General features: G+C 60.0%; 15 protein-coding genes and 1 pseudogene. 12 read left to right on the forward strand and 4 right to left on the reverse strand.

The features are described from left to right. Positions 1 to 86: 86 nt before the first annotated feature. Positions 87 to 2060, reverse strand: a complete 1974-nt coding sequence (locus ACO550_RS06710) for an aconitase family protein (protein ID WP_315591617.1) — start codon at positions 2058 to 2060, stop codon at positions 87 to 89. Between the two features lie 152 nt (positions 2061 to 2212). On the opposite strand from ACO550_RS06710, the gene ACO550_RS06715 reads away from it, so the two are divergent. The 3 genes from ACO550_RS06715 to rraA all read left to right on the forward strand — a co-directional run bounded on the left by ACO550_RS06715 (position 2213) and on the right by rraA (position 4781). Then, on the forward strand, positions 2213 to 3103 hold the full coding sequence (locus ACO550_RS06715) for a LysR substrate-binding domain-containing protein (RefSeq protein WP_315591616.1): 891 nt from the start codon (positions 2213 to 2215) through the stop codon (positions 3101 to 3103). Between the two features lie 130 nt (positions 3104 to 3233). Continuing rightward, positions 3234 to 4214 (forward strand): tripartite tricarboxylate transporter substrate-binding protein, encoded by a 981-nt coding sequence (locus tag ACO550_RS06720; RefSeq protein WP_315591615.1) that lies wholly within the window; start codon positions 3234 to 3236, stop codon positions 4212 to 4214. Positions 4215 to 4250: 36 nt separating this feature from the next. Continuing rightward, complete coding sequence (gene rraA / locus ACO550_RS06725) at positions 4251 to 4781, forward strand: ribonuclease E activity regulator RraA (protein WP_315591614.1); 531 nt, start codon at positions 4251 to 4253, stop codon at positions 4779 to 4781. 54 nt (positions 4782 to 4835) lie between these two features. Here rraA and ACO550_RS06730 read toward each other — a convergent pair whose 3' ends face one another. Next, positions 4836 to 5714, reverse strand: coding sequence for a LysR substrate-binding domain-containing protein (locus tag ACO550_RS06730; protein WP_315591678.1), 879 nt, complete (start codon positions 5712 to 5714; stop codon positions 4836 to 4838). 205 nt (positions 5715 to 5919) lie between these two features. On the opposite strand from ACO550_RS06730, the gene ACO550_RS06735 reads away from it, so the two are divergent. The 7 genes from ACO550_RS06735 (at position 5920) to ACO550_RS06765 (ending at position 16897) form a co-directional block, all read left to right on the forward strand. Further along, the gene (locus ACO550_RS06735) at positions 5920 to 9516 is read left to right on the forward strand and encodes an indolepyruvate ferredoxin oxidoreductase family protein (RefSeq protein WP_315591613.1); all 3597 of its coding nucleotides are present in this window, start codon (positions 5920 to 5922) and stop codon (positions 9514 to 9516) included. A gap of 45 nt (positions 9517 to 9561) precedes the next feature. Next, positions 9562 to 9987, forward strand: a complete 426-nt coding sequence (locus ACO550_RS06740; RefSeq protein WP_315591612.1) for a hypothetical protein — start codon at positions 9562 to 9564, stop codon at positions 9985 to 9987. Between the two features lie 42 nt (positions 9988 to 10029). Next, positions 10030 to 10968: a hydroxymethylglutaryl-CoA lyase gene (locus ACO550_RS06745; RefSeq protein ID WP_315591611.1), complete on the forward strand. Its 939-nt coding sequence runs from the start codon at positions 10030 to 10032 to the stop codon at positions 10966 to 10968. Between the two features lie 189 nt (positions 10969 to 11157). Further along, positions 11158 to 12339, forward strand: a complete 1182-nt coding sequence (locus tag ACO550_RS06750; protein WP_315591610.1) for an acyl-CoA dehydrogenase family protein — start codon at positions 11158 to 11160, stop codon at positions 12337 to 12339. Between the two features lie 16 nt (positions 12340 to 12355). Continuing rightward, positions 12356 to 13963: a carboxyl transferase domain-containing protein gene (locus ACO550_RS06755; RefSeq protein ID WP_315591609.1), complete on the forward strand. Its 1608-nt coding sequence runs from the start codon at positions 12356 to 12358 to the stop codon at positions 13961 to 13963. A 31-nt stretch (positions 13964 to 13994) separates the two neighbouring features. Continuing rightward, positions 13995 to 14783, forward strand: coding sequence for an enoyl-CoA hydratase-related protein (locus tag ACO550_RS06760; RefSeq protein WP_315591677.1), 789 nt, complete (start codon positions 13995 to 13997; stop codon positions 14781 to 14783). Positions 14784 to 14833: 50 nt separating this feature from the next. Next, complete coding sequence (locus tag ACO550_RS06765) at positions 14834 to 16897, forward strand: acetyl/propionyl/methylcrotonyl-CoA carboxylase subunit alpha (protein ID WP_315591608.1); 2064 nt, start codon at positions 14834 to 14836, stop codon at positions 16895 to 16897. 319 nt (positions 16898 to 17216) lie between these two features. Here ACO550_RS06765 and ACO550_RS06770 read toward each other — a convergent pair whose 3' ends face one another. Together ACO550_RS06770 and ACO550_RS06775 are read right to left on the reverse strand one after the other, a co-directional pair. Continuing rightward, the gene (locus tag ACO550_RS06770) at positions 17217 to 18029 is read right to left on the reverse strand and encodes an MBL fold metallo-hydrolase (protein ID WP_315591607.1); all 813 of its coding nucleotides are present in this window, start codon (positions 18027 to 18029) and stop codon (positions 17217 to 17219) included. Positions 18030 to 18253: 224 nt separating this feature from the next. Next, positions 18254 to 18889: a DsbA family protein gene (locus ACO550_RS06775; protein WP_315591606.1), complete on the reverse strand. Its 636-nt coding sequence runs from the start codon at positions 18887 to 18889 to the stop codon at positions 18254 to 18256. Positions 18890 to 18975: 86 nt separating this feature from the next. Between ACO550_RS06775 and ACO550_RS06780 the strand changes: the two genes are divergently transcribed. Both ACO550_RS06780 and ACO550_RS06785 read left to right on the forward strand, forming a co-directional pair. Beyond that, entirely contained in the window at positions 18976 to 19905 is a 930-nt protein-coding gene (locus ACO550_RS06780; RefSeq protein WP_315591605.1) for a LysR substrate-binding domain-containing protein, read from the forward strand. A gap of 148 nt (positions 19906 to 20053) precedes the next feature. Then, positions 20054 to 20942, forward strand: a pseudogene (locus ACO550_RS06785) (sensor histidine kinase); the annotation flags it as partial.

The following is a 20942-nucleotide window of genomic DNA, read 5'->3' on the forward strand; positions in this document are numbered from 1 at the left end:
GTGCAGCAAGATTGAGGCTCGCCTAGTCCCGCGCTTCAGCAATCCCAGGGGGGGTCATGAACCTGATGGACCTAGGCGGAGCGTGTTCATTGAGATTCGTCGGCTTGCTGCTGCAGTTGCTGGAACGACAGGAGCCTGCCTGCTATGGCGCTGGCGGCGACCGTAGGGGGACTAGCCAGCCAGACCTGGCCGGGTCCAGATCGACCAGGGAAGTTTCTATTGATTGAGCTGACGGTTACTTGATCCGGACTTACGGACGAACCGGGGCCGCAGTTTCCGCATGCTCCACACGATGGCTGCAAAATGCGAGCACCGACGGCGTCGAATGCCTGCAGATAGCCTCTTTTCTGACAGTAGTCTCGTACGTCCGTAGTGCCAAACTGAAGGTAGAGGGTTACGTGGTCGGGAACTCTCAGGCCGCGCTTGGCCGCCCACTGGAATACGGCATGATACTGATCGAAGTCCTCGCGTTTTCCGGCAGTGCAGGAGCCTCCATAGGCGATATCGACCTTCACCGTTTCATTGATCTGGGCGAGAGGTAAGCCATTGCCCGGGTCCCCGGGGCGCGCAACCATGGGCGCGAGGGTACTGCAGTCAATCTCTATCAAGCTGGCGTACACTGCATCTTCGTCGCTGGACATCCAATCTTCCAGCAAGAACGCGATGCCACGGCGTTCCTGGAGGAACCGCACTGTTTCTCTGTCGGGCGCCACAATTCCTGTAAAGCCGCCGAGTTCCGCACACATATTTGTGAGTGTCGCGCGCTCGTCTATGCTCATGGCCGAGACAACCGGCCCCGCGAACTCGAATACCTTCCCTATACCTGCGCCCGCCTTGATTGCTTGTTGAGCAAGCAGTTGCAAGACGACATCCTTTGCTGTGACACCGAGAGGCAGAACACCGATAAGTTCGACGCGGATGGACTCGGGTAGCGTCATTCGCACGGCACCGGTCACAAAGGCATTGGCCATGTCAGTGGTGCCGACGCCGAAGGCGACGCATCCCAGCGCACCACTATGCGGAGTATGGGAATCTGTTCCTACGACGATCTGGCCTGGCAAGGCGTATCGCTCCGCCATCATGGCGTGAGAGATACCAGCAACGTTGCTCCCATCATCTTCAAGGACCTCCTCTTCGGTCAGGGTCCGATGGAATTTCAAACCATGTTCCCGAGCGAAATTGCGCTGCGCCGAACGCATGCGGATCACGTTTTCGACAAGGCCATTGCTGAGATGCGCAGGACTCTCGGTCACATACGACGTATGGTCCTCGAAAACGACGATGTGATCCGCGTTCTTCAGTTCAAGATTGGGGCCGATCGTTGCGTTAAGCATGTGGCTGCACATGCCGGTGTAGTACTCATGGATGAAGCGCCAGTTGGCTTGCACGAAGATGCCGTCGCCAGGTTTGGGGTTGGTCGGCGTGACTGGCGTCGAGAGTAGATGGCGGAACACAATCTTCTCAAACAGCGTCCGAGGGCGCGGGTCATCAGTAACGGCTGCTGGCGTGACATTTTTCAGATACCGTTGCCCAAACCTGAGTAGACCGCCATGCTGGAGGATAGCGGCCGCCAACGCGTCACGTCCGACCGTGAGCTCATCAACGGGAATGGGTTCCCCAGCTTCCATGCGTGCAACGAGACCGAAATCAGTGGAAGTGTAGATCCCAATATTGTCGGCATTCTGGCGGTAAATCCGTTCGAAGCTCTCTGCCACGATGAGACGGATGCCTGCAAGCTTTTCAGCAGCTGGACTGTGTTCACGCGATGACCCTTTGCCGTATCGCTTACCAGCTACCGTAACCGAGAACTTGCCATTTCGGGCAGACTCTCGCCCAAAAGGCAGAGTGCTACCGCTCTTATAGCCCGTGTACGCATAACCTCCCAGGGTATCGTCGTAGTGGCTCAGAATCGAGACAGGAGTGATTTCATCCGTCGACACATCATCGCGCAACGGTACGGCGTCAGACAGGGTTACGACCTGACCCTGCAGTTGCCTCTCCATTACCGCCGCCGAGTTGGCCAAATACAAGATGCGGCCGTGAGGCGCGAGGACGTTCATGGAGTTCTCCTGTGGGATTTCCTTGGACTTTACGTCGGTCTGTTCCGGAGGATGAAGCGCTGATGTAGCATTCCCCATATCGCGGCAGGGTATAGCGGGTAAACCCTCTAAATCACCAATCGTTGGTCGCTGAACTTACGCCCACAGAAAACATGCACCGTATCGACCCGGTCAGTATTCAATTGTTCCTTTCCGTCGCGCGGGAAGGCTCCATCAAGCGTGCGGCCGAACGCGAGCATATCGCACAGTCTGCCTTGAGCCGACGCATGGCGGAACTGGAGCGCAACCTCGGCGTGGGCCTGTTTATCCGCTCGAACACTGGCGTGGCGCTGACCGACGCAGGTGAGCGTGCGCTGGAGTTGGGCAGGAAGCTGAACGCGGATATCGTTGCCTTCACGCGCGAGGTGCAGGATCTCGGGGAGAAGGTTGCGGGAGTCGTCAGGCTATCCGCGAGTCCTTCGGCCATTATCGGTTTTCTTCCCGAACGCCTGCATAGATTCAAGCAAGCACATCCGCTTGTTGAGATCGCCTTGTTCGAACGGTCGACGGCCGAGTCGATTCGCGCCTGTTTGGACGATGTCGTAGATGTCGGTATTGGCGTCGCCGCTGATGTTCCCCCTGGCCTTGAATCGTGGCCATTCGCCATAGATCCGCTCAATGTTGTGGTGCCAGTCAATCACCCTCTAGCAAGTCGCGATCGACTCCGGTATGCCGAGATTCTCGACCATCCGTTGGTGGTGGTGCAGCCTGGTGGCGCCTTGGCCCAGGAACTACAGGAACAGGCAACCAATCTTCGGGTGCCATTCAACCAGAGTGTAGCTGTCTCCAGTTTTGAGGCTGGCTGTAGGATGGTGGAGGCTGGTTTGGGTATTGCCGTCCTGCCAACTAGCGCCAGTGCGGCCTATGCCGGCTCTGACCGTTTCGTGCGCATTCCGCTTAAAGAAACGTGGAGCAATCGCCGCTTGAAGATCTATGCTCCCTACAAGAATCCGCGACTGCGAGCGGTGACAGCGCTAATCGAAGCCCTGAGTCAGCCAGAGTGACAGCGGATATGCTGGAGTGCGATATCGGGTCTACCGGATTAGCACTCTGCGGCGGCAAACGCCCGCACTACACTCCGTCCCATAGGTCATCGCCTCGACATGCGGTGCCACACAATAGACGGAGACATGAATGCCCACCTCACTTCTGAAGCAAGTGCGCCATGCATTGGTTGTGCTGACATCGTGCGCGCTCGCTACAGGGATCCTCGCTCCGGCGCTTGCGCAAACTCCCATCCGCCTGATTGTTCCTACACAGGCTGGTTCACAGGCAGATGCCGTGGCTCGCGCCATGAGCCAGTCACTGTCCAAAAATGTGGGTCACTCCGTCGTGGTCGAGAATCTGCCTGGAGCTGGAGGCGTACCAGGGACGCAGCAAATTGTTCGCGCGCCGAAGGACGGCTCGACGCTAGGGCTGATCTCCTCGAATCACGTCATCAACCCGTTCATCTATAAGAACATGCCGTATGACGCATTGAAGGACATCACACCCATCACCGTCATTGGCACGCTGCCTCTGGTCCTCGTTGTGAATTCGTCGGTGCGCGCGAACAACACCAAGGAACTGATTGCGCTCCTGAAATCCAAGCCGGGCGAATACAACTATGGTTCGTCGGGCAACGGGACGGTCCTGCACCTTGCCGGGCAATTGTTCGCGAGCGAGGCGAAGGTCAATGTCAGCCACGTTCCGTACAAGGGTGCTGGCAACTATACGACTGATTTGGTTGGTGGTCAGATCCAGTTCGGCTTCTTGACGCTTCAGACCGTCCTTCCTTTAGTCAAGGGCGGCAAGCTGAAGGCGATTGCCGTGTCGACGGCTCAGCGTGTTCCTGGCTTGCCCGACGTGCCGACGCTCGCAGAGTCTGGACTGCCTCAGTACAACTTTGATGCGTGGCTTGCGATTGTAGGTCCGGCCGGCATGCAAGCCCAAAACGTTGCGCAGTTGCAGTCGAAGATCAAGGCGACCCTGCAGGACAAGGACGTCCAGGAACAGCTTGCTCAACAGGGCGTGATCGTCTCCACGTCGAGTGCCGAGGGTGCGACCTCCTTCTTCAAGGCGGAACTGGACAAGCACGCCAAGATCGTGAAGCAGGCGGGCGCGACCCTCAACTGATTGACTTCTCATCGGTGGGCCAGCGCCCAGATGCTCATGAATTCATCCATTCTCCCGTCCACCAGCGACTTGGCGGATAGCAACCCGGGTCGAGTGCAGGGATTTTTCTCTCCCTTCAAGAGCTACGGCGGGCATCGAGCCTTTCACGGAAGGATTGAGACCGTTCAGTGTTTCGAAGATGCCGGAGCAATCCGGGCATGTTTGGCCGAAGCAGGCTTGGGAAGAGTGCTGGTCGTCGACGCAGGTGGCTCCTGTCGCGTTGCGGTACTGGGCGACAAGATGGCACGCTTGGGGGTAAGCAACGGATGGGCCGGTGTTATTGTGAATGGTGCGGTCCGCGACTGCGCTACGCTGAGTCAGCTGGAGTTTGGCGTGCTGGCCTTAGGTGCCGTGCCTGTCCGGGGTGGACTGCAAGGCGAAGGAATGCGGGGCGCAAATATAGTCATCGCTGATATCCCGTTCCTTGCAGGAACCCATGTGTATGTCGATGCAGATGGAATCCTTATCGCCAGAGAAGCGTTGAAGGATGAAGCCACTGCCGATGGCAGTGGTTGCATCCCCTCTTGAGCCCCTCTTGATCCCATTTTGAGCCAGGTCCGGTAAACGCTGGTTGCTCCTGCTTCATCGACTGCAAGCGTAAATAAGAAAGTCTCGAACAGCGGTCGCAGAAGGAGAAAGCTCGGCGTCCTTGCGCCAGAGCACTCCAACTTCCATATCCGGAGCAGGTGAGCCGAGCGGCCTGGCCTCAATCTCCTTGCCTTCCAGCGACCATGGGCGGAACACCATGTCCGACAAAACCGTGACGCCGAAGCCATGTGCAACCAGGCCACGGAGGCCTTCCATCGAGGTAGTCCGAAATGCGATGTTTGGCGAAATCCGCTTCGCTTGCCAGTAGCGCATGGTGGACTCCTCGCCTTCGTCAACGGTAAGGAGGATGTATGGGTACTCGGCGATTTGCTTAAGCGTTGGAGCCGGACCCTGAAGCAGGGGGTGACCGGGCGCAGCCCAGAGCTGGCGGCGCGATCGGATCAGCGAGCGATGGCCAAAGCGACCCGGATCGTCAACGTTTGAAAGCAGAACAATGCCAAGCTCGATTTGCCCGCGCAGAACGCGTTGCTCGATCGCGGCGCGGTCAAGGTCGCGTAGATCCAGTTCGACGTTAGGGTAGTTGTTTCGAAAGCGTGCCAACAATCCTGGCAAGAAATACCCGAGGACCGTGTACGTGGCGGCAATGCTCACGGTCCCTTCAAGGGTGTCCAGACGAATGCGCGGTTGCCGTAGGGCATCGTCGACGGATTCCAGAATGCGGCTCACGTGCTGGTAAAGGTGATTCCCTTCCGCAGTGAGCGCAACGCCATGCGGAAGGCGGTCGAACAGGCGGACACCCAAAAGTTGCTCAAGTGCGATGACTGCGTTGGTGATAGCCGACTGGGAGACATGCTCTTCCGTGGCGGCCATGGAGAACTGACCGGTAGCGGCGGCTGCTCGAAAGTAGCGCATCTGCCGCAAGGTAATTTCTTTTGCAGCGGGGAAGGCACTGTCGACACCTGATTTCTTCCTGCGACCGATCTGTGGTTTCTGTGCGCTCATTGGTATCCGACAAACGAATAGCTGTTGTCTGAATTCGTGATTTTACGATACGAACCCGGATGCCTACACTGGGGCAAACCTATAGAAAGGGTCTCGTTGCCCTGGAGACTGTACCGTGAATAGTCCGCTTTCCCCCCAATCGCAAAAAGCCCTCGAAGGCGCGCTGGCATCGACGACCATTGACGACAAGTACACGTTGTCGAAGGGGCGCGTCTATATGAGTGGCACGCAAGCGCTCGTGCGGCTGCCGCTCCTGCAGAAGGCTCGAGATACCGCGGCTGGCCTGAACACCGCAGGCTTCGTCTCGGGCTATCGGGGATCGCCGCTGGGTGCACTCGATATGGCACTCTGGAAGGCAAAGAAGCACCTCGCAGGCAGCGACGTCGTCTTCCAGCCTGGTGTCAATGAAGACCTGGCTGCCACTGCAGTCTGGGGGACGCAACAGCTGAATCTCTTCCCGAAGGCGAATCGGGATGGCGTGTTTTCGATGTGGTACGGCAAAGGGCCTGGCGTTGACCGCTCCATGGACGTGCTCAAGCACGGAAATGCCGCTGGCTCGGCGCAGCATGGCGGCGTGCTCGTTCTCGCGGGCGATGATCATGCTGCCAAGTCCTCGTCGGTTGCGCACCAATCCGAGCACGTGCTGCTCTCCGCGGGCATCCCGGTCCTGTATCCGTCCAACGTGCAGGAATACCTCGACTACGGGCTGCACGGCTGGGCCATGAGCCGCTACTCGGGCCTGTGGGTCGCGATGAAGTGCGTGACCGATGTGGTCGAGTCGACGGCGTCAGTGGAAATTGACCCGGACCGCGTCCAGGTCCAATTGCCCACCGATTTCACATTGCCACCTGAGGGCCTGAATATCCGCTGGCCAGATTCACCGCTCGCGCAGGAGGCGCGGCTGCTGGACCACAAGCTGTACGCAGCCCTGGCCTATATCCGGGCCAACAAGCTCAATCGCATCGTCCTCGATTCGGACAAGCCGCGCTTCGGCATCATGGCCGCCGGCAAAGCCTATCTGGACGTGCGGCAGGCGCTTCGCGATCTCGGCCTCGATGACGATGCGTGCAAGAGCCTTGGCATCCGTCTCTTCAAAGTCGGCTGCGTGTGGCCGCTCGACGCCCAGGACGCGCGCGAGTTTGCCACAGGCCTTGAGGAAATCCTCGTCGTGGAGGAGAAGCGCCAGATTCTCGAATACGCCCTGAAAGAGGAGCTGTATAACTGGCGGGAGGACGTTCGCCCCAAGGTGTTCGGCAAGTTCGACGAAAGGGGCAACCAGGGCGGGGAGTGGTCGGTGCCGCAAGGGCCGTACCTGCTTCCCGCGCACTACGAGTTGTCGCCGGCGTTGATTGCGAAAGCCATTGCCAAGCGACTGGACAAGTTCGACTTGCCCGCGGACGTGCGAAGCCGCATCGCCGCACGGGTCGCACTCATCGAGGCGAAAGAGCGCGAAGCCGCGAAGCCGCGCCTGTCTGTCGAGCGCAAGCCCTGGTTCTGCTCGGGCTGCCCGCACAATACATCGACGCGCGTCCCGGACGGTTCTCGCGCCATGGCCGGCATCGGCTGCCACTATATGGCCATGTGGATGGACCGGAACACCGATACCTTCAGCCAGATGGGTGGGGAAGGTGTCGCGTGGATTGGTCAGACACCCTTTACCGATGAAAAGCACGTCTTCGTGAATCTTGGCGACGGCACCTATTTCCACTCAGGATTGCTTGCCATTCGCGCGTCCGTCGCGGCCAAGGTGAACATCACCTACAAGATCCTGTTCAACGACGCGGTCGCCATGACTGGCGGCCAGCCGGTCGACGGCGTGTTGACCGTGCCGCAGATTACGCATCAGGTAAAGGCCGAAGGCGTCCGGGAGATCGTCATCGTGACGGACGAGCCGGAAAAGTACGCCAAGACCGATGCCCTGGCGCCAGCAGTCACCGTCTACCATCGTGACGAGTTGGACGCTGTGCAAAAACGCCTGCGGACGGTCGAAGGCGTGACGATTCTGGTTTATGACCAGACATGTGCGACGGAGAAGCGACGCCGTCGCAAGCAGGGCAAGTACCCCGATCCGGCTCGGCGCGCGTTCATCAACGACGCGGTCTGCGAAGGATGCGGTGATTGCTCCGTCAAGTCGAACTGCTTGTCGGTAGAACCGCTTGATACACCGCTCGGCACCAAGCGGGTTATCAATCAGTCTTCCTGCAACAAGGACTTTTCCTGCGTGAATGGCTTCTGCCCCAGCTTTGTGACTGCCGAGGGCGCTCAGCTGCGCAAGCCGGCTGCGCAAGGCGGCAAGGATGATGGTGGGCTGGAGAGCAAGCTTCCGCTGCCAAACATCCCCGAGCTCAGTGATAACTACGGCATCCTGGTCACCGGCATCGGAGGGACGGGCGTTGTCACCATCGGCGGTCTGCTTGGCATGGCGGCCCATCTCGAACATAAGGGTGTGACCGTGCTGGATATGGCGGGCCTGGCGCAGAAGGGCGGCGCGGTGTTAAGCCACGTCCAGATCGCCCCGTCTCCGGCAGAACTGCACGCGACGCGCATCGCCACTGGCGAAGCTCGACTCATCATCGGCTGCGATGCCATAGTGTCCGCATCTGCTGAAGTCCTCTCCAAGGTGCAGATCGGACGGACGACTGCTGCCATCAACAGCGCACGGACGCCTACTGCGGAGTTCCTGGCGAATCCAAAATGGTCGTTCCCGGGAACGTCGGCCGAGAACGATATCCGGACGAGTGTTGGGGACGCGTGCAACTTCATCGATGCGAACGAATGGGCATTGAAGCTGCTGGGCGATGCCATCTATTCCAATCCGCTGCTTCTCGGCTACGCGTGGCAGCAGGGATGGGTACCGCTGACTTTGGAAAGCCTGACACGCGCCATCGAGCTCAACGGTGTTGCGGTGGAGCGGAACAAGCAGGCATTCATTTGGGGGCGCGCGCTCGCTCACCTCGGTGAAGCGGCGATCCAGGCAATGTTGGGGCAGCCCTCAGCGGGCCAAAAGGTGGTCTCAATGCCGGAAACGCTGGATGGGATTGTCCGTCGACGCGAGGCGCTGCTGACTGACTACCAGAATTCAGCCTATGCGAAGCGCTACACCGACGCCGTGGCGAAAGTCCGAGCTGCCGAGGACCAGGTCAGCCAGAACAAGAAGCGTCCTCTGACGGAAGCCGTCGCCAGGAACCTGGCCAAGCTGATGGCCTACAAGGATGAGTACGAAGTCGCGCGCCTCTACGCGGAGCCGGCTTTCGTGGAGAAGCTCCGTGCCCAGTTTGAAGGGGAACCGGGGAAGGACTACAGGCTCAATTTCTGGCTGGCGCCGCCGAGCCTGACTAAGGGTGACCAGGAGCAGCCGAAGAAGCGGCGCTTCGGCCCGAGCATGATGCCTGCCTTCAAGGTGCTCGCAAAACTCAAATGGCTGCGTGGCACTGGGTTGGATCCGTTCGGCCGTACGGAAGAGCGGCGCAGCGAACGGCGACTCGTCGAGGATTACTTCGGTCTGGCCAACGAAATCGCCTACTCGCTGACCGCGGGTCGCCTCGACACCGCCATTGAACTGGCAAGCCTGCCAGACGACATCCGTGGTTATGGGCACGTCAAGGAAGCCGCCATCAAGAAGGCGGAACTGAAGCGAGCCGACCTGATGAATGTCTACAAGGCTGGCGGTGCGACAGCCGTCTCCAATGCGAAAGCGATCGAGACGGCGTGACCTCGGAGCCGGGGGAAGTTGATGTGGAGCGCAGGCGGAGGACATATGGAAGCGAACGAAAAACTTTGCACGACGCAGCTCTTTCATTTGATACGCGCATCCGCTATCCGCATCCGGAAAGCTGCGGGGCCTAACGGCGCAACGTACGAATCTGAGCTTGGGATGATTCTGGCCTCTTTGCTCGTCGGTGCGCTGTCGGTCCGCTCAGCCACCGATGTGGCCGTCATTTTGGGTAGCGCAGCGGAGCTACAGATGTATCCGGACAACGACCTCTTTGATTGGTCCAACGAGGTGTTGGAACGGGAGGATCTTCACTTGCGTGGAATCTATTGGACGGTCCGCCATCGGTGCAACCGCAGTAGCGCGCAGGCGAAGAGGTTCAGCATGCCAGAGCACGCACGCCAAGGCTTCGAAGCACCGGTGCCTTGGGCAGACAAACTCGTCGGCAATTCGGCGGCGATAGCAGCATAGACAAAAATGCAGAACTGATCTCGCGGTCAGGTAGGAGGAGAGATGAGCATGGAAACGCACGGATCCGCAATTCCGGATACGGTCAGGATTGTCGAGGTCGGCCCACGAGACGGCCTGCAGAACGAAAAGACGCTGGTACCTGCGGCTGTCAAGATCGAACTTATTGAGCGGTTGGCTAACGCTGGTCTACCGACAGTAGAGGCGACGGCTTTTGTCTCTGCCAAGTGGGTACCTCAAATGGCGGACAGCGCTGAAGTCTTGAAGGGTATCCAGCGCAAACCAGGAGTCAGCTATGCGGCTCTGACCCCGAACCTGAAGGGATACGAAGCAGCCAGGAACTGTGGAGCGAATGAGGTCGCAATCTTTGCCGCAGCCTCCGAGGCGTTCTCCCAGAAGAACATCAACTGCTCAATCGCAGAGAGCCTGGCTCGCTTCGAGCCGGTTCTGGCCACCGCACGAGCCGACGGAATCAAAGTACGCGGCTATGTGTCGTGCGTGGTCGGCTGCCCGTACGAAGGAGATGTGGCGCCTGAAAAGGTGGCGTCGGTAGCTAGTGCCCTCTTGGAGATGGGGTGCTATGAAGTGTCCCTCGGGGACACTATCGGCGTCGGCACGCCAGCAACGGTCCAACGGATGCTGCAACGCGTGGCTCAAAGCGTGCCAATGTCGAAACTGGCGGGCCATTTCCACGATACCTATGGCATGGCGATCGCGAATATCTATGCATCGCTTCAGCTCGGCATGGCCGTTTTCGACTCATCCGTAGCAGGCCTTGGTGGATGCCCGTACGCGAAGGGGGCATCAGGAAACGTCGCCACGGAGGACGTCATTTACCTGCTCGATTCGCTCGGTGTCAAAACAGGCGTCGATTTGGCGCCCCTGCTTGCCGCAAGCGAGTTCATTTCTGCCCGCCTTGGGCGTAGCCCGTCTTCGAAAGTGGCACTGGCATTGAACGCCTTGCGTACGTGCAAACCGAACTGAGCTTCTGAGCCTGTTCGCACCGTCCAATTTGTGGAAAACAGGTGCGCTCGACGATATCCGAATTTTAGATACCAGATCTCTGAAATGATGATTTTACGATAGCGATTTGTGTTCCTAGACTAGCTGAAACACCCCCATTTGGCACGTTGACGTGCCGAAGCGGAAACAACAGATTTGGAGACCCACTTCATGTACGAACTCCCCGGCCTGAAATTCAATCTCGGTGAAGACATTGAGATGCTGCGCGAATCGGTGCGCAATTGGGCTCAGGCCGAACTGGCTCCCCGCGCCGCCGAAATCGATCATACAGACCAGTTTCCGATGGACGCCTGGAAGAAAATGGGCGACCTGGGCGTGCTAGGTATCACCGTCGACGAAGAATACGGCGGCGCCAATATGGGTTATCTCGCTCATATGGTGGCGATGGAGGAGATCAGCCGGGCCTCTGCATCGGTGGGCCTGTCATACGGCGCCCATTCGAACCTGTGTGTGAATCAGCTCCACCGCAACGGCACGGCCGCGCAGAAGGCGAAGTACCTGCCCAAGCTGGTGTCGGGCGAATGGATCGGCGCCCTGGCCATGAGCGAGCCGAACGCCGGGTCGGACGTGGTCAGTATGAAGTTGCGCGCCGAGCGGAAGGGCGACCGTTTCGTGCTGAATGGCACCAAGATGTGGATTACCAACGGTCCGGATTGCGATGTTCTGGTGGTGTACGCCAAGACCGAGCCCGACCTGGGCGCCCGTGGCATGACCGCCTTCATCGTCGAAAAAGGCATGAAGGGGTTCTCGGTGGCACAGAAGCTGGACAAGCTCGGCATGCGCGGCTCGCACACCGGCGAACTGGTGTTCCAGGACGTGGAAGTGCCGGTGGAGAACATCCTCGGCGCCGAGAACGGCGGCGCCAAGGTGCTGATGAGCGGGCTGGACTATGAACGCGCCGTGCTGTCGGGTGGCCCCATCGGCATCATGCAAGCTTGTATGGATGTGGTGACGCCGTATATCCACGATCGCAAGCAGTTTGGACAGAGCATCGGCGAGTTCCAGCTGATCCAGGGCAAGGTGGCGGACATGTACACGACTTTGCAGGCGGCCCGCAGCTACCTGTACACGGTGGGCAAGAACCTGGATGCGCTGGGCACCGACCATGTGCGCCAGGTGCGCAAGGACTGCGCCGCTGTGATCCTCTACACGGCCGAGAAGGCAACCTGGATGGCCGGCGAATCGGTGCAGATTCTCGGCGGCAACGGCTACATCAACGAATTCCCGGTCGGTCGCCTGTGGCGCGATGCCAAGCTGTACGAGATTGGCGCCGGGACCTCGGAGATCCGCCGCATGCTGATTGGCCGCGAACTGTTCGCGGAAACGATGTAAGCCGCGGAAGACTGTCATGCCGAAAATCGATACCAAGCTGAACGCTCGCTCTGAGTCTTTCAAATCCAATGCCGAAGCGATGCAGGCTTTGGTAAGGGACCTCGAGGAAAAGGTCTCAAAGCTTGCAGAAGGCGGCGGGGCCGCTGCCCGCGATAAGCACTTGGGACGCGGGAAACTGCTGCCGCGCGATCGCGTGCAGCAGCTTCTCGACCCCGGTACGCCATTCCTGGAACTGTCGCAGCTGGCCGCGTACGACATGTACGACAATGCGGCCCCCGGCGCCGGCGTCATCACCGGTATCGGCCGGGTGGCTGGCCAGGAATGCGTGATCGTCTGCAATGACGCGACGGTCAAGGGCGGCACGTACTATCCGATGACGGTCAAGAAGCACGTGCGCGCGCAGGAAATTGCCGAGCAGAACAACCTGCCATGTATCTACCTGGTGGATTCCGGCGGCGCGAACCTGCCGAACCAGGATGATGTGTTTCCCGACCGCGACCACTTCGGCCGCATCTTCTACAACCAGGCCAACCTGTCGGCCAAGGGCATCCCCCAAATCGCCGTGGTGATGGGCTCATGCACGGCCGGTGGTGCTTACGTGCCGGCGATGAGCGACGAGTCGATTATCGTCAAGAACCAGGGCACCATCTTCTTGGGCGGCCCACCGCTGGTGAAGGCGGCAACGGGCGAGGAAGTCAGTGCCGAAGACCTCGGCGGTGCCGACGTGCATACGCGGTTGTCCGGCGTGGCCGACTATTTCGCGCAGAATGACCATCATGCGCTCTCCCTGGCCCGCAATATCGTGCAGCACCTGAATCGTCGCAAGCCGGACCAGATTCGCTTGCACGAACCGCAGGAGCCGCTGTATCCGGTGGAGGAGCTCTATGGCGTGATTCCCACCGACACGCGCAAGCCCTATGACGTACGCGAGGTCATCGCCCGTATTGTCGATGGATCGGAATTCGACGAGTTCAAGGCCCGCTACGGGACCACGCTGGTCTGTGGCTTCGCTCGGATCTGGGGCTACCCGGTGGGCATCATCGCCAACAATGGGATTTTGTTCTCTGAAGCCGCCCTTAAAGGCGCGCACTTCATCGAGCTGTGCTGCCAGCGCAAGATTCCGCTAGTGTTCCTGCAAAACATCACCGGCTTCATGGTGGGCCGCAAGTACGAGAACGAAGGCATCGCGCGCAACGGTGCCAAGATGGTGACGGCCGTGGCGACTGCCCAGGTGCCCAAGTTCACGGTGATCATCGGTGGCTCGTTCGGGGCCGGCAACTATGGCATGTGCGGTCGCGCCTATTCGCCGCGCTTCCTGTGGATGTGGCCGAACGCGCGCATCTCGGTGATGGGTGGCGAGCAGGCCGCCAGCGTGCTGGCCACAGTGCGCCGCGACGGCATCGAGGCGAAGGGCGGCCAGTGGGGCGCAGACGAGGAAGAAGCGTTCAAGGCGCCGATCCGTGACCAGTACGAACGTCAGGGGCATCCGTACTACGCCAGCGCGCGGCTCTGGGACGATGGCGTTATCGACCCGGCGCAGACGCGTACGGTTCTCGGCCTTGGACTGTCTGCCAGCCTCAATGCCCACATTGATGACATGAAGTTCGGCGTATTCCGCATGTAAATCGTCCAACGCCATGCCGAACTCCTTTGCCATGAATACCACTACCCTTTCCGTGACTGTGGACGGCAATGTCGCCACGGTCACGCTGAACCGACCGGACGTGCGTAACGCGTTCAACGAGACGGTTATTGCCGAACTGACTGAAGCGTTCTACACGCTCGGGAACTCAACGCCCGTGCGGGCCATCGTCCTGACCGGAAACGGTCCAGCCTTTTGCGCGGGCGCGGATCTGAACTGGATGAAGAAGATGGCAGGCTATTCGGACGAGGAAAACCGAGCCGATGCACTGACGCTCGCGAAAATGCTCCACACGGTCTGGGCATGTCCAAAGCCAGTTATCGCCCGCATACAAGGCGATACGTACGCTGGTGGCATGGGCCTGGTGGCGGCGTGCGACATCGCTGTCACCGCTGCGTCCGCAAATTTCTGCCTGTCCGAAGCCAAACTTGGCCTGCTGCCGGCAACGATTAGCCCCTACGTAATTCGCGCGATGGGCGAGCAGGCGGCCCGTCGTTACTTCATTACAGCAGAACGGTTTGACGCCGCTGAGGCATTGCGTCTGGGCTTCGTACACGCTGTGGTACTGCTGGAGGAACTGGATGCCAAGGTGGCAGAGATTGCCGCCACGCTCGTGAACAACAGCCCAAATGCAGTGCGCGAGAGCAAGCGGCTGGTGCGCGAGGTCGCCGGCCGCGTCATCGACAACAGCTTGTTGACCGATACAGCCGACCGGATCGCGTCAGTTCGCGCCTCGGAAGAAGGGCGTGAAGGGGTGCGGTCTTTCCTGGAAAAGAGGCCGCCGTCGTGGAAACCTCAGTGACGTGAGCATATCCAGGTTGCACTGCGATTGATGAGAACAAAGGAAGAGACATGTTTACGAAGATCCTGATCGCCAACCGTGGCGAGATTGCATGCCGCGTGGCGGCCACATGCCGCCGGCTCGGCATCCGTACGGTGGCGGTCTATTCGGACGCCGATGCCGATGCACGCCATGTTGCGTTCTGCGACGAGGCCGTGCATATCGGCGGCCCGGCCGCGCGTGACAGCTATCTGCGCGCGGACCACATCATCGAGATGGCGAAGGAGACCGGCGCCCAGGCCATCCACCCCGGCTACGGCTTCCTGTCCGAGAACGAGGATTTTGCGAAGGCGTGCGCCGAGGCCGGACTTGTCTTTATCGGCCCGCCGGCCTCTGCCATCCACGCGATGGGCAGCAAGAGCGCGGCCAAGCAGCTGATGGAGAAGGCCGCGGTGCCGCTGGTGCCGGGCTATCACGGCGAAGACCAGGATGCGGCGCTGCTGCGTCGCGAGGCCGACCGCATCGGTTACCCGGTGCTGCTCAAGGCCAGTGCCGGTGGCGGCGGCAAGGGCATGCGCGTGGTGGAGGCCGGCGACCGTTTCGAGTCCGCGCTGGCTTCCGTGAAACGCGAGGCCTCGGCCAGTTTCGGCGACGACAAGGTGCTGGTCGAGAAATACCTGACCCGTCCGCGTCATATCGAAATCCAGGTATTCGCCGACACGCACGGCAACTGCGTCTACCTGTTCGAGCGCGACTGCTCGGTGCAGCGCCGCCATCAGAAGGTGCTGGAGGAGGCGCCGGCGCCGGGCATGACCGCGGAACGCCGCCGCGCGATGGGCGAGGCAGCGGTGGCTGCCGCGCGCGCGGTGGGCTATGTGGGTGCCGGCACCGTGGAGTTCATTGCCAACCAGGACGGGTCGTTCTACTTCATGGAGATGAACACGCGCCTGCAGGTGGAACACCCGGTCACTGAAATGATTACGGGCCAGGACCTGGTGGAATGGCAATTGCGCGTGGCGGCGGGCGAGCCGTTGCCGCTGACGCAGGACCAACTGCGTATCGACGGCCACGCGCTGGAGGCGCGCATCTACGCCGAAAATCCGGACAAGGGCTTCCTGCCGTCGACGGGCACACTGCGCTTCCTGCGCACGCCGCCGGCGGTGCAGTTCACGCGCGGCGGTGATGCGCATGGCCCCGCAGGCGTGCGTATCGATGCGGGCGTGCGGGAAGGCGATACGATCAGCCCGTTCTACGATCCGATGATTGCCAAGCTGATTGTTTGGGGCCGCGATCGCGACGAAGCCTTGGCTCGAATGTCGCAAGCGCTGGCCGGCTACCATGTCGTAGGGCTTTCAACCAACGTCATGTTTCTGCAACGGCTTGTTCAATCCACAGCGTTTTGCAAGGCGGACCTGGACACCGGACTTATCGAACGCAACCAGGATACGTTGTTTCCCGCGCAGAATCCTCCGAGTCTGGAAGTCGTTGCGTTGGCGGCTTCAGCGCTGCTTACGAGGGAGAACATTGAGCGTCGCATTGATGACGCCGACCAATGCTCTCCGTGGACGCACGCCGGTGCGTGGCGACTTAACGGTGCGACGACTCGCTTGCTTCGCTTTGAGTCTTCGAACGGTCCCGTTCAGGTCGCGCTAAAGAGCGCATCTGGCGAGGAAGCTGTAGAAACGCTCACATATGGGGGGCAGACCGCTCCATTCACTTGGTGTAGCGATTCCACGGGTATCCGGGTGAATTTGGGCAGTCGGCAGGTTCGAGGGCAGGTCCATCTTGACGGCGCTAGTATTCACGTGTTCTACGGCGAAGGTCATGACGTCGTGCAATGGATTGATCCATTGGCTCACACTGGTGATGCCGAAGGCGAGGGAGGAAAGTTGACCGCGCCGATGCCAGGAAAGGTCATTGCCGTCATGGTCGAGGCCGGCAGCAAGGTCGCACGCGGCGCCCCATTGCTGGTGATGGAGGCGATGAAAATGGAGCACACGATCACGGCTCCTGCCGACGGCACTGTTGGCGAGATTTTGTACGGAATCGGTGAGCAGGTGGTAGAGGGCGCGCAGCTTCTCTCGCTACTGCTCGATGGAGAGTTGGCTTTCCAGCAAGCTGAAGCGGCCGCATAGCCGATCGGTTCCTTGGCTGGCTAAAACGATCGCAGGCTTTTCTTCGATTCGCTGGCGAGGCCGTCTCAGAAGGGGCCCTAAAGAGACGGTCGGGACATTGCTTCCTAATGTCGCAAAACAGCCGTGAGGGACCTTGGAGGTCGGCGCGGCTGGCGTCGACTGTCAGTGCTCACTGCTGTCCGAGTACTTTGTACCCATTTACTGTGAGACGGATCGCGCTTCGCGACAAGGCTCCGTAAGTCCAGGATTTGCCAACGTCAGGCTTCCCATTAACTGTGAGATGGGACAGGTGTCCGGTCTCAAAGCTTGACCCTAATTCTCACTTCCACTGCATCTCTCCCATGGCGACCTTTGCGCTTAGTTCCAGGGAGGCTTCGCCGCCCAGTTTTGGGTAGCGTGCTTTCATGGCAGCGATCAGTTCGGTCGAGTTTCCGGCCTTGGCGGCTGCTTCGTCGAAGGCGCGGATGTACTCGCCGGTGAACTCCACTGCGTCCAACCCTGGCGGCACGGTTCCAGCGAAGTGGCCCGGGATGACAGTGGCGGGTTGCAGTGCCTTGATGCGGTCCAGTGTAGCCAGCCATTGCGTGTGCGATTCCCGGGTCTGAGTGTCGGCCATCCATACATGCTCGCCGGCCAGCACCGGGATACCGCCGGCGACGGTCTTGATCGAAGGGATCCAGACGAAGGTGCGGTCCGGGGTCGGGCCATCGAGTCCGACGATTTTCAGTTCATTGCCTTCCAGTTTCAGCGCGTTGCCTTTTAGCGGCTGGGGCAAGATGATCCGCCGGGGGGCGTTCGCACCCAGTTTCGGGCCCCAGACTTTCAGCTTTTCATCCTTGGTGGCCTTGATGTGGGCGATGGTTTGCTGCGTGGCCACGATCCGTGCTGCCGGGAATGCCGCATGCAGCGTATCCAGGCCGAAGTAGTAGTCCGGGTCGCCATGGCTGATGTAGATCGTGGTCAGCTGCTTGCCAGTTGCCTTGATCTGGTCGGCCAGCTTGCGTGCCTGCTCGGCCGAGAACTGGGCGTCGATCAGGATTGCCTCTTTCTTGCCCTGTACCAGGACTGACGAGACGGCAAAGATTGCGGCTTCGCCAGGATTGAATACTTCCGTTGACAGTGCCTGCCTCACGGACTCGTTTCGGGTGACATGCTTTGGCGCCGGGCCAGTTATTGCAGTCGCTGCGGTGGCGATGTTGTTGCCAGCAAGTAGCAATGAGACAGTGATGACGGCAGTAGAGAAGGGGCAAGCGTTTGCATTCATGTTGAATCGCTGTCTACAGGTGGAAGAGCCGTTGAAAATCTGCGGGTTGGTGATGTTGCTGTAAAGCGATCATCCGCGACCAAAGCTGCGGGTCAGTGCGCCTCGTTCAGTTCGCGCGCAAAGGCCTGCAGGTCGGAGAAGATCTGGCTGGCGTGCAGCATGCGCGAGCGGCCGTTATTGTCGAGGGCAAAGGTTGGTACGCCCTGGGCGCCAAGCTGATGCAACAGCGTGCGACCGCGAGACATACGGTCCTGAGTTGCCTGCAGAAGTGTTGTGTCTGGCTCACCCACCCGAGCGGACGCGGCCGTCAGTCCCAGACTGGCCAGTACTTCGACCAGCGTGGTCAGGTCCGTGATGTCAAGACCGTCCACATAGCGAGCGCGCTGGATAGCCTTGAGTGCCTCGAATTCTCGCTCGGGTGCACTCAGGTGCACGGCTGTCAGGGCCACTGTGGCCGGGCCACTGTCAAATGGTTGCGCACGGTTGCCCAGCACCTGGTCGCGGTAGCGCTCGCTGAAGACCTGGCCTGTCAGTCGCTCGATACGCTGGTCGTTGGCCCACGCATACGCGGCAAACTTGTCGTCCATGGCTCGCGCGCCTTCGGCAGAGAACAGGCCGGTCGGCAACAGCGTCAGTTGCAGTCCGGTCGAATTCACGATCTGCGTCAACGGGGCGCCAGCGCCATAGCACCAGCCGCAAAGCGGATCCAGCAGGTATGTCAGGGTCATGTTCGTGGGAAACACCAGTTTTTGATAGGCATTGATCGTATCTACAAGCTATTGACAGATAAATACATACGACATAAACATGTCGTATGCAAAAAGCAAACGATGCCGAGCGGGCTGGGCCTGTCGGGGCCTTGAATCTGAATCGACTCACCTACTTTGTTGCCGTGGTGGAAACGGGATCCTTTACGGCTGCGGCCGAGCGCTTGGGGATCACCAAGGCAGTGGTCAGCCAGCAGGTGGCCAGGTTGGAGAGGGACTGCCGTACCACGCTACTGATCCGCAGTACGCGGCGTTTGCAAACAACTGAAGCGGGCCAGGCTTTCTACTACCGTAGTGCGCTGATCCTGAAAGAGGCGACCGAGGCATTCGGTGAACTGGCTGAAGCGGCAACCGAGCCCGCCGGCATTTTGCGTCTGACTGCACCGTTCGACTACGGCATCGGCGTCATCGTGCCTATCATCGCGGCGTTCTCGAAACGCTATCCGCAATGCAGAGTCGAGTCCCATTTCAGTGACCAGACGCTGGATCTCATGACCGGGGAAATTGATCTGGCCATCCGGGTGGGCTGGCTGACCGAGCAGCATGTACAGGCGCGCCGGATCGGGGGCTTCGAGCAGAAGCTGGTTGCCGGGCCGCAGTGGGGGGCGGAGTTGGTACGGATCAAGACGCCGGCCGAGTTGGCAGGATTTCCGGTTATTGCAAATACGGCGTTGCGCGATCCGACAAACTGGACCTTCTCGCGCGGCGAGCAGGAGCGGCAGTCGGTAACGATGAAGGCCTCCCTGCTATTCAACGTCACGTTGGCCGTGCGAGAGGCCACGCTTGCTGGCGCAGGCCTGTCCGTGCTGCCGCACTATGTGGTCGAGTCGGACCTGAAAGCGGGGCGATTGGTTGAAGTGCTACCGCAATGGAAGCTGCCGCACGGCGATATCCATGCCGTCTTTCCAGCCGCGCGGTTTCGTCCGGCCAAGGTGCGTGCCTTTGTCGATTTCCTGGTGCCACTATTGGCAGCATGAAGCGGCACCGACGTGAGGATCTTTTCGGCCATCGAGTTTTAAACTGGGCGCGCAGCGCAACAAATTCTGGAGGTGAACGCCTCCCTGTAGCCGTGGCAGGAAAATTGCTTATTAACCGCGCGACAACGCTTCCCCAAACAGGAATGGCATGTCGAGACCATCGTTTTCTGCTCAGCTTGCTGCACTCTGGATTCTTGTCGCGGTACTCTGCTGCTTACTGGCTGCGTCGGTATGGATCGTGTTGTGGTCGGCGCTAGGCGAGCGCGTCGCCGCAGCGAAGCAACAGGCCGCCGCGGCGTGCACGGCCGTTGCATCGCGCTTTGACATGTCAATGCAACGACCAGACGAGGCTAACGTGGATCTCATGCACGCGGTGCTCGATCTGGTGTTGATCCGGACCGAAGGCGTCGAAGGTGGCTTCTGGACAAGTGAGCCCGCGCCCGGGGTGCGGGGCGGCTTTCTCGCCTATGCGTTTCCCACCTATGAGGGTAGCGGCGTCAAGCGCGACATCCCGGAAGCCGAGACCCCGCTAATTCTGCGGACCTTGAGAAGCGTCGCGAGAGAACAGCAGATGCACGCCGATGTCTTTTCGAGTGGTGCGGATGCGGTGATTGCAGTGGCGTGCCCTGTACCAAACAGACCTGACATGCTTGCCTGGATGCTTACGCGGGCTCGGCCACCGCTCGGACCGTACGGCGAGCGCGCGGTGGCCATTCTGGCGGGCATTCTGGCGGTCATTGTCGGCCTGGCCGTGTTTCTGGCATTGGCCCTTAAACGATGGAAGCGAAACCTGGTGCGGCTGGAACATGCGCTTGCCCCGAATGGGGAGTTCGAACTAGGTAATCGGCTCACCCGGCTCGGAGAGCCCGACCTGGATCAGATTGTTGATGCACTCAACCGCTTTGTAGAGCGCGCCGAGCGGATGAAGCGCGACGCGCACGCCCTGGGCGAACAGCTCGCACAGGCCGAGCGGGTCAGCACCCAGTTGACACAGGCTCCTCAGAGTGCGCATGAGAAACTCAAGCGGGCCGGCGGCC

It is taken from the genome of Cupriavidus sp. (genome assembly GCF_057315035.1).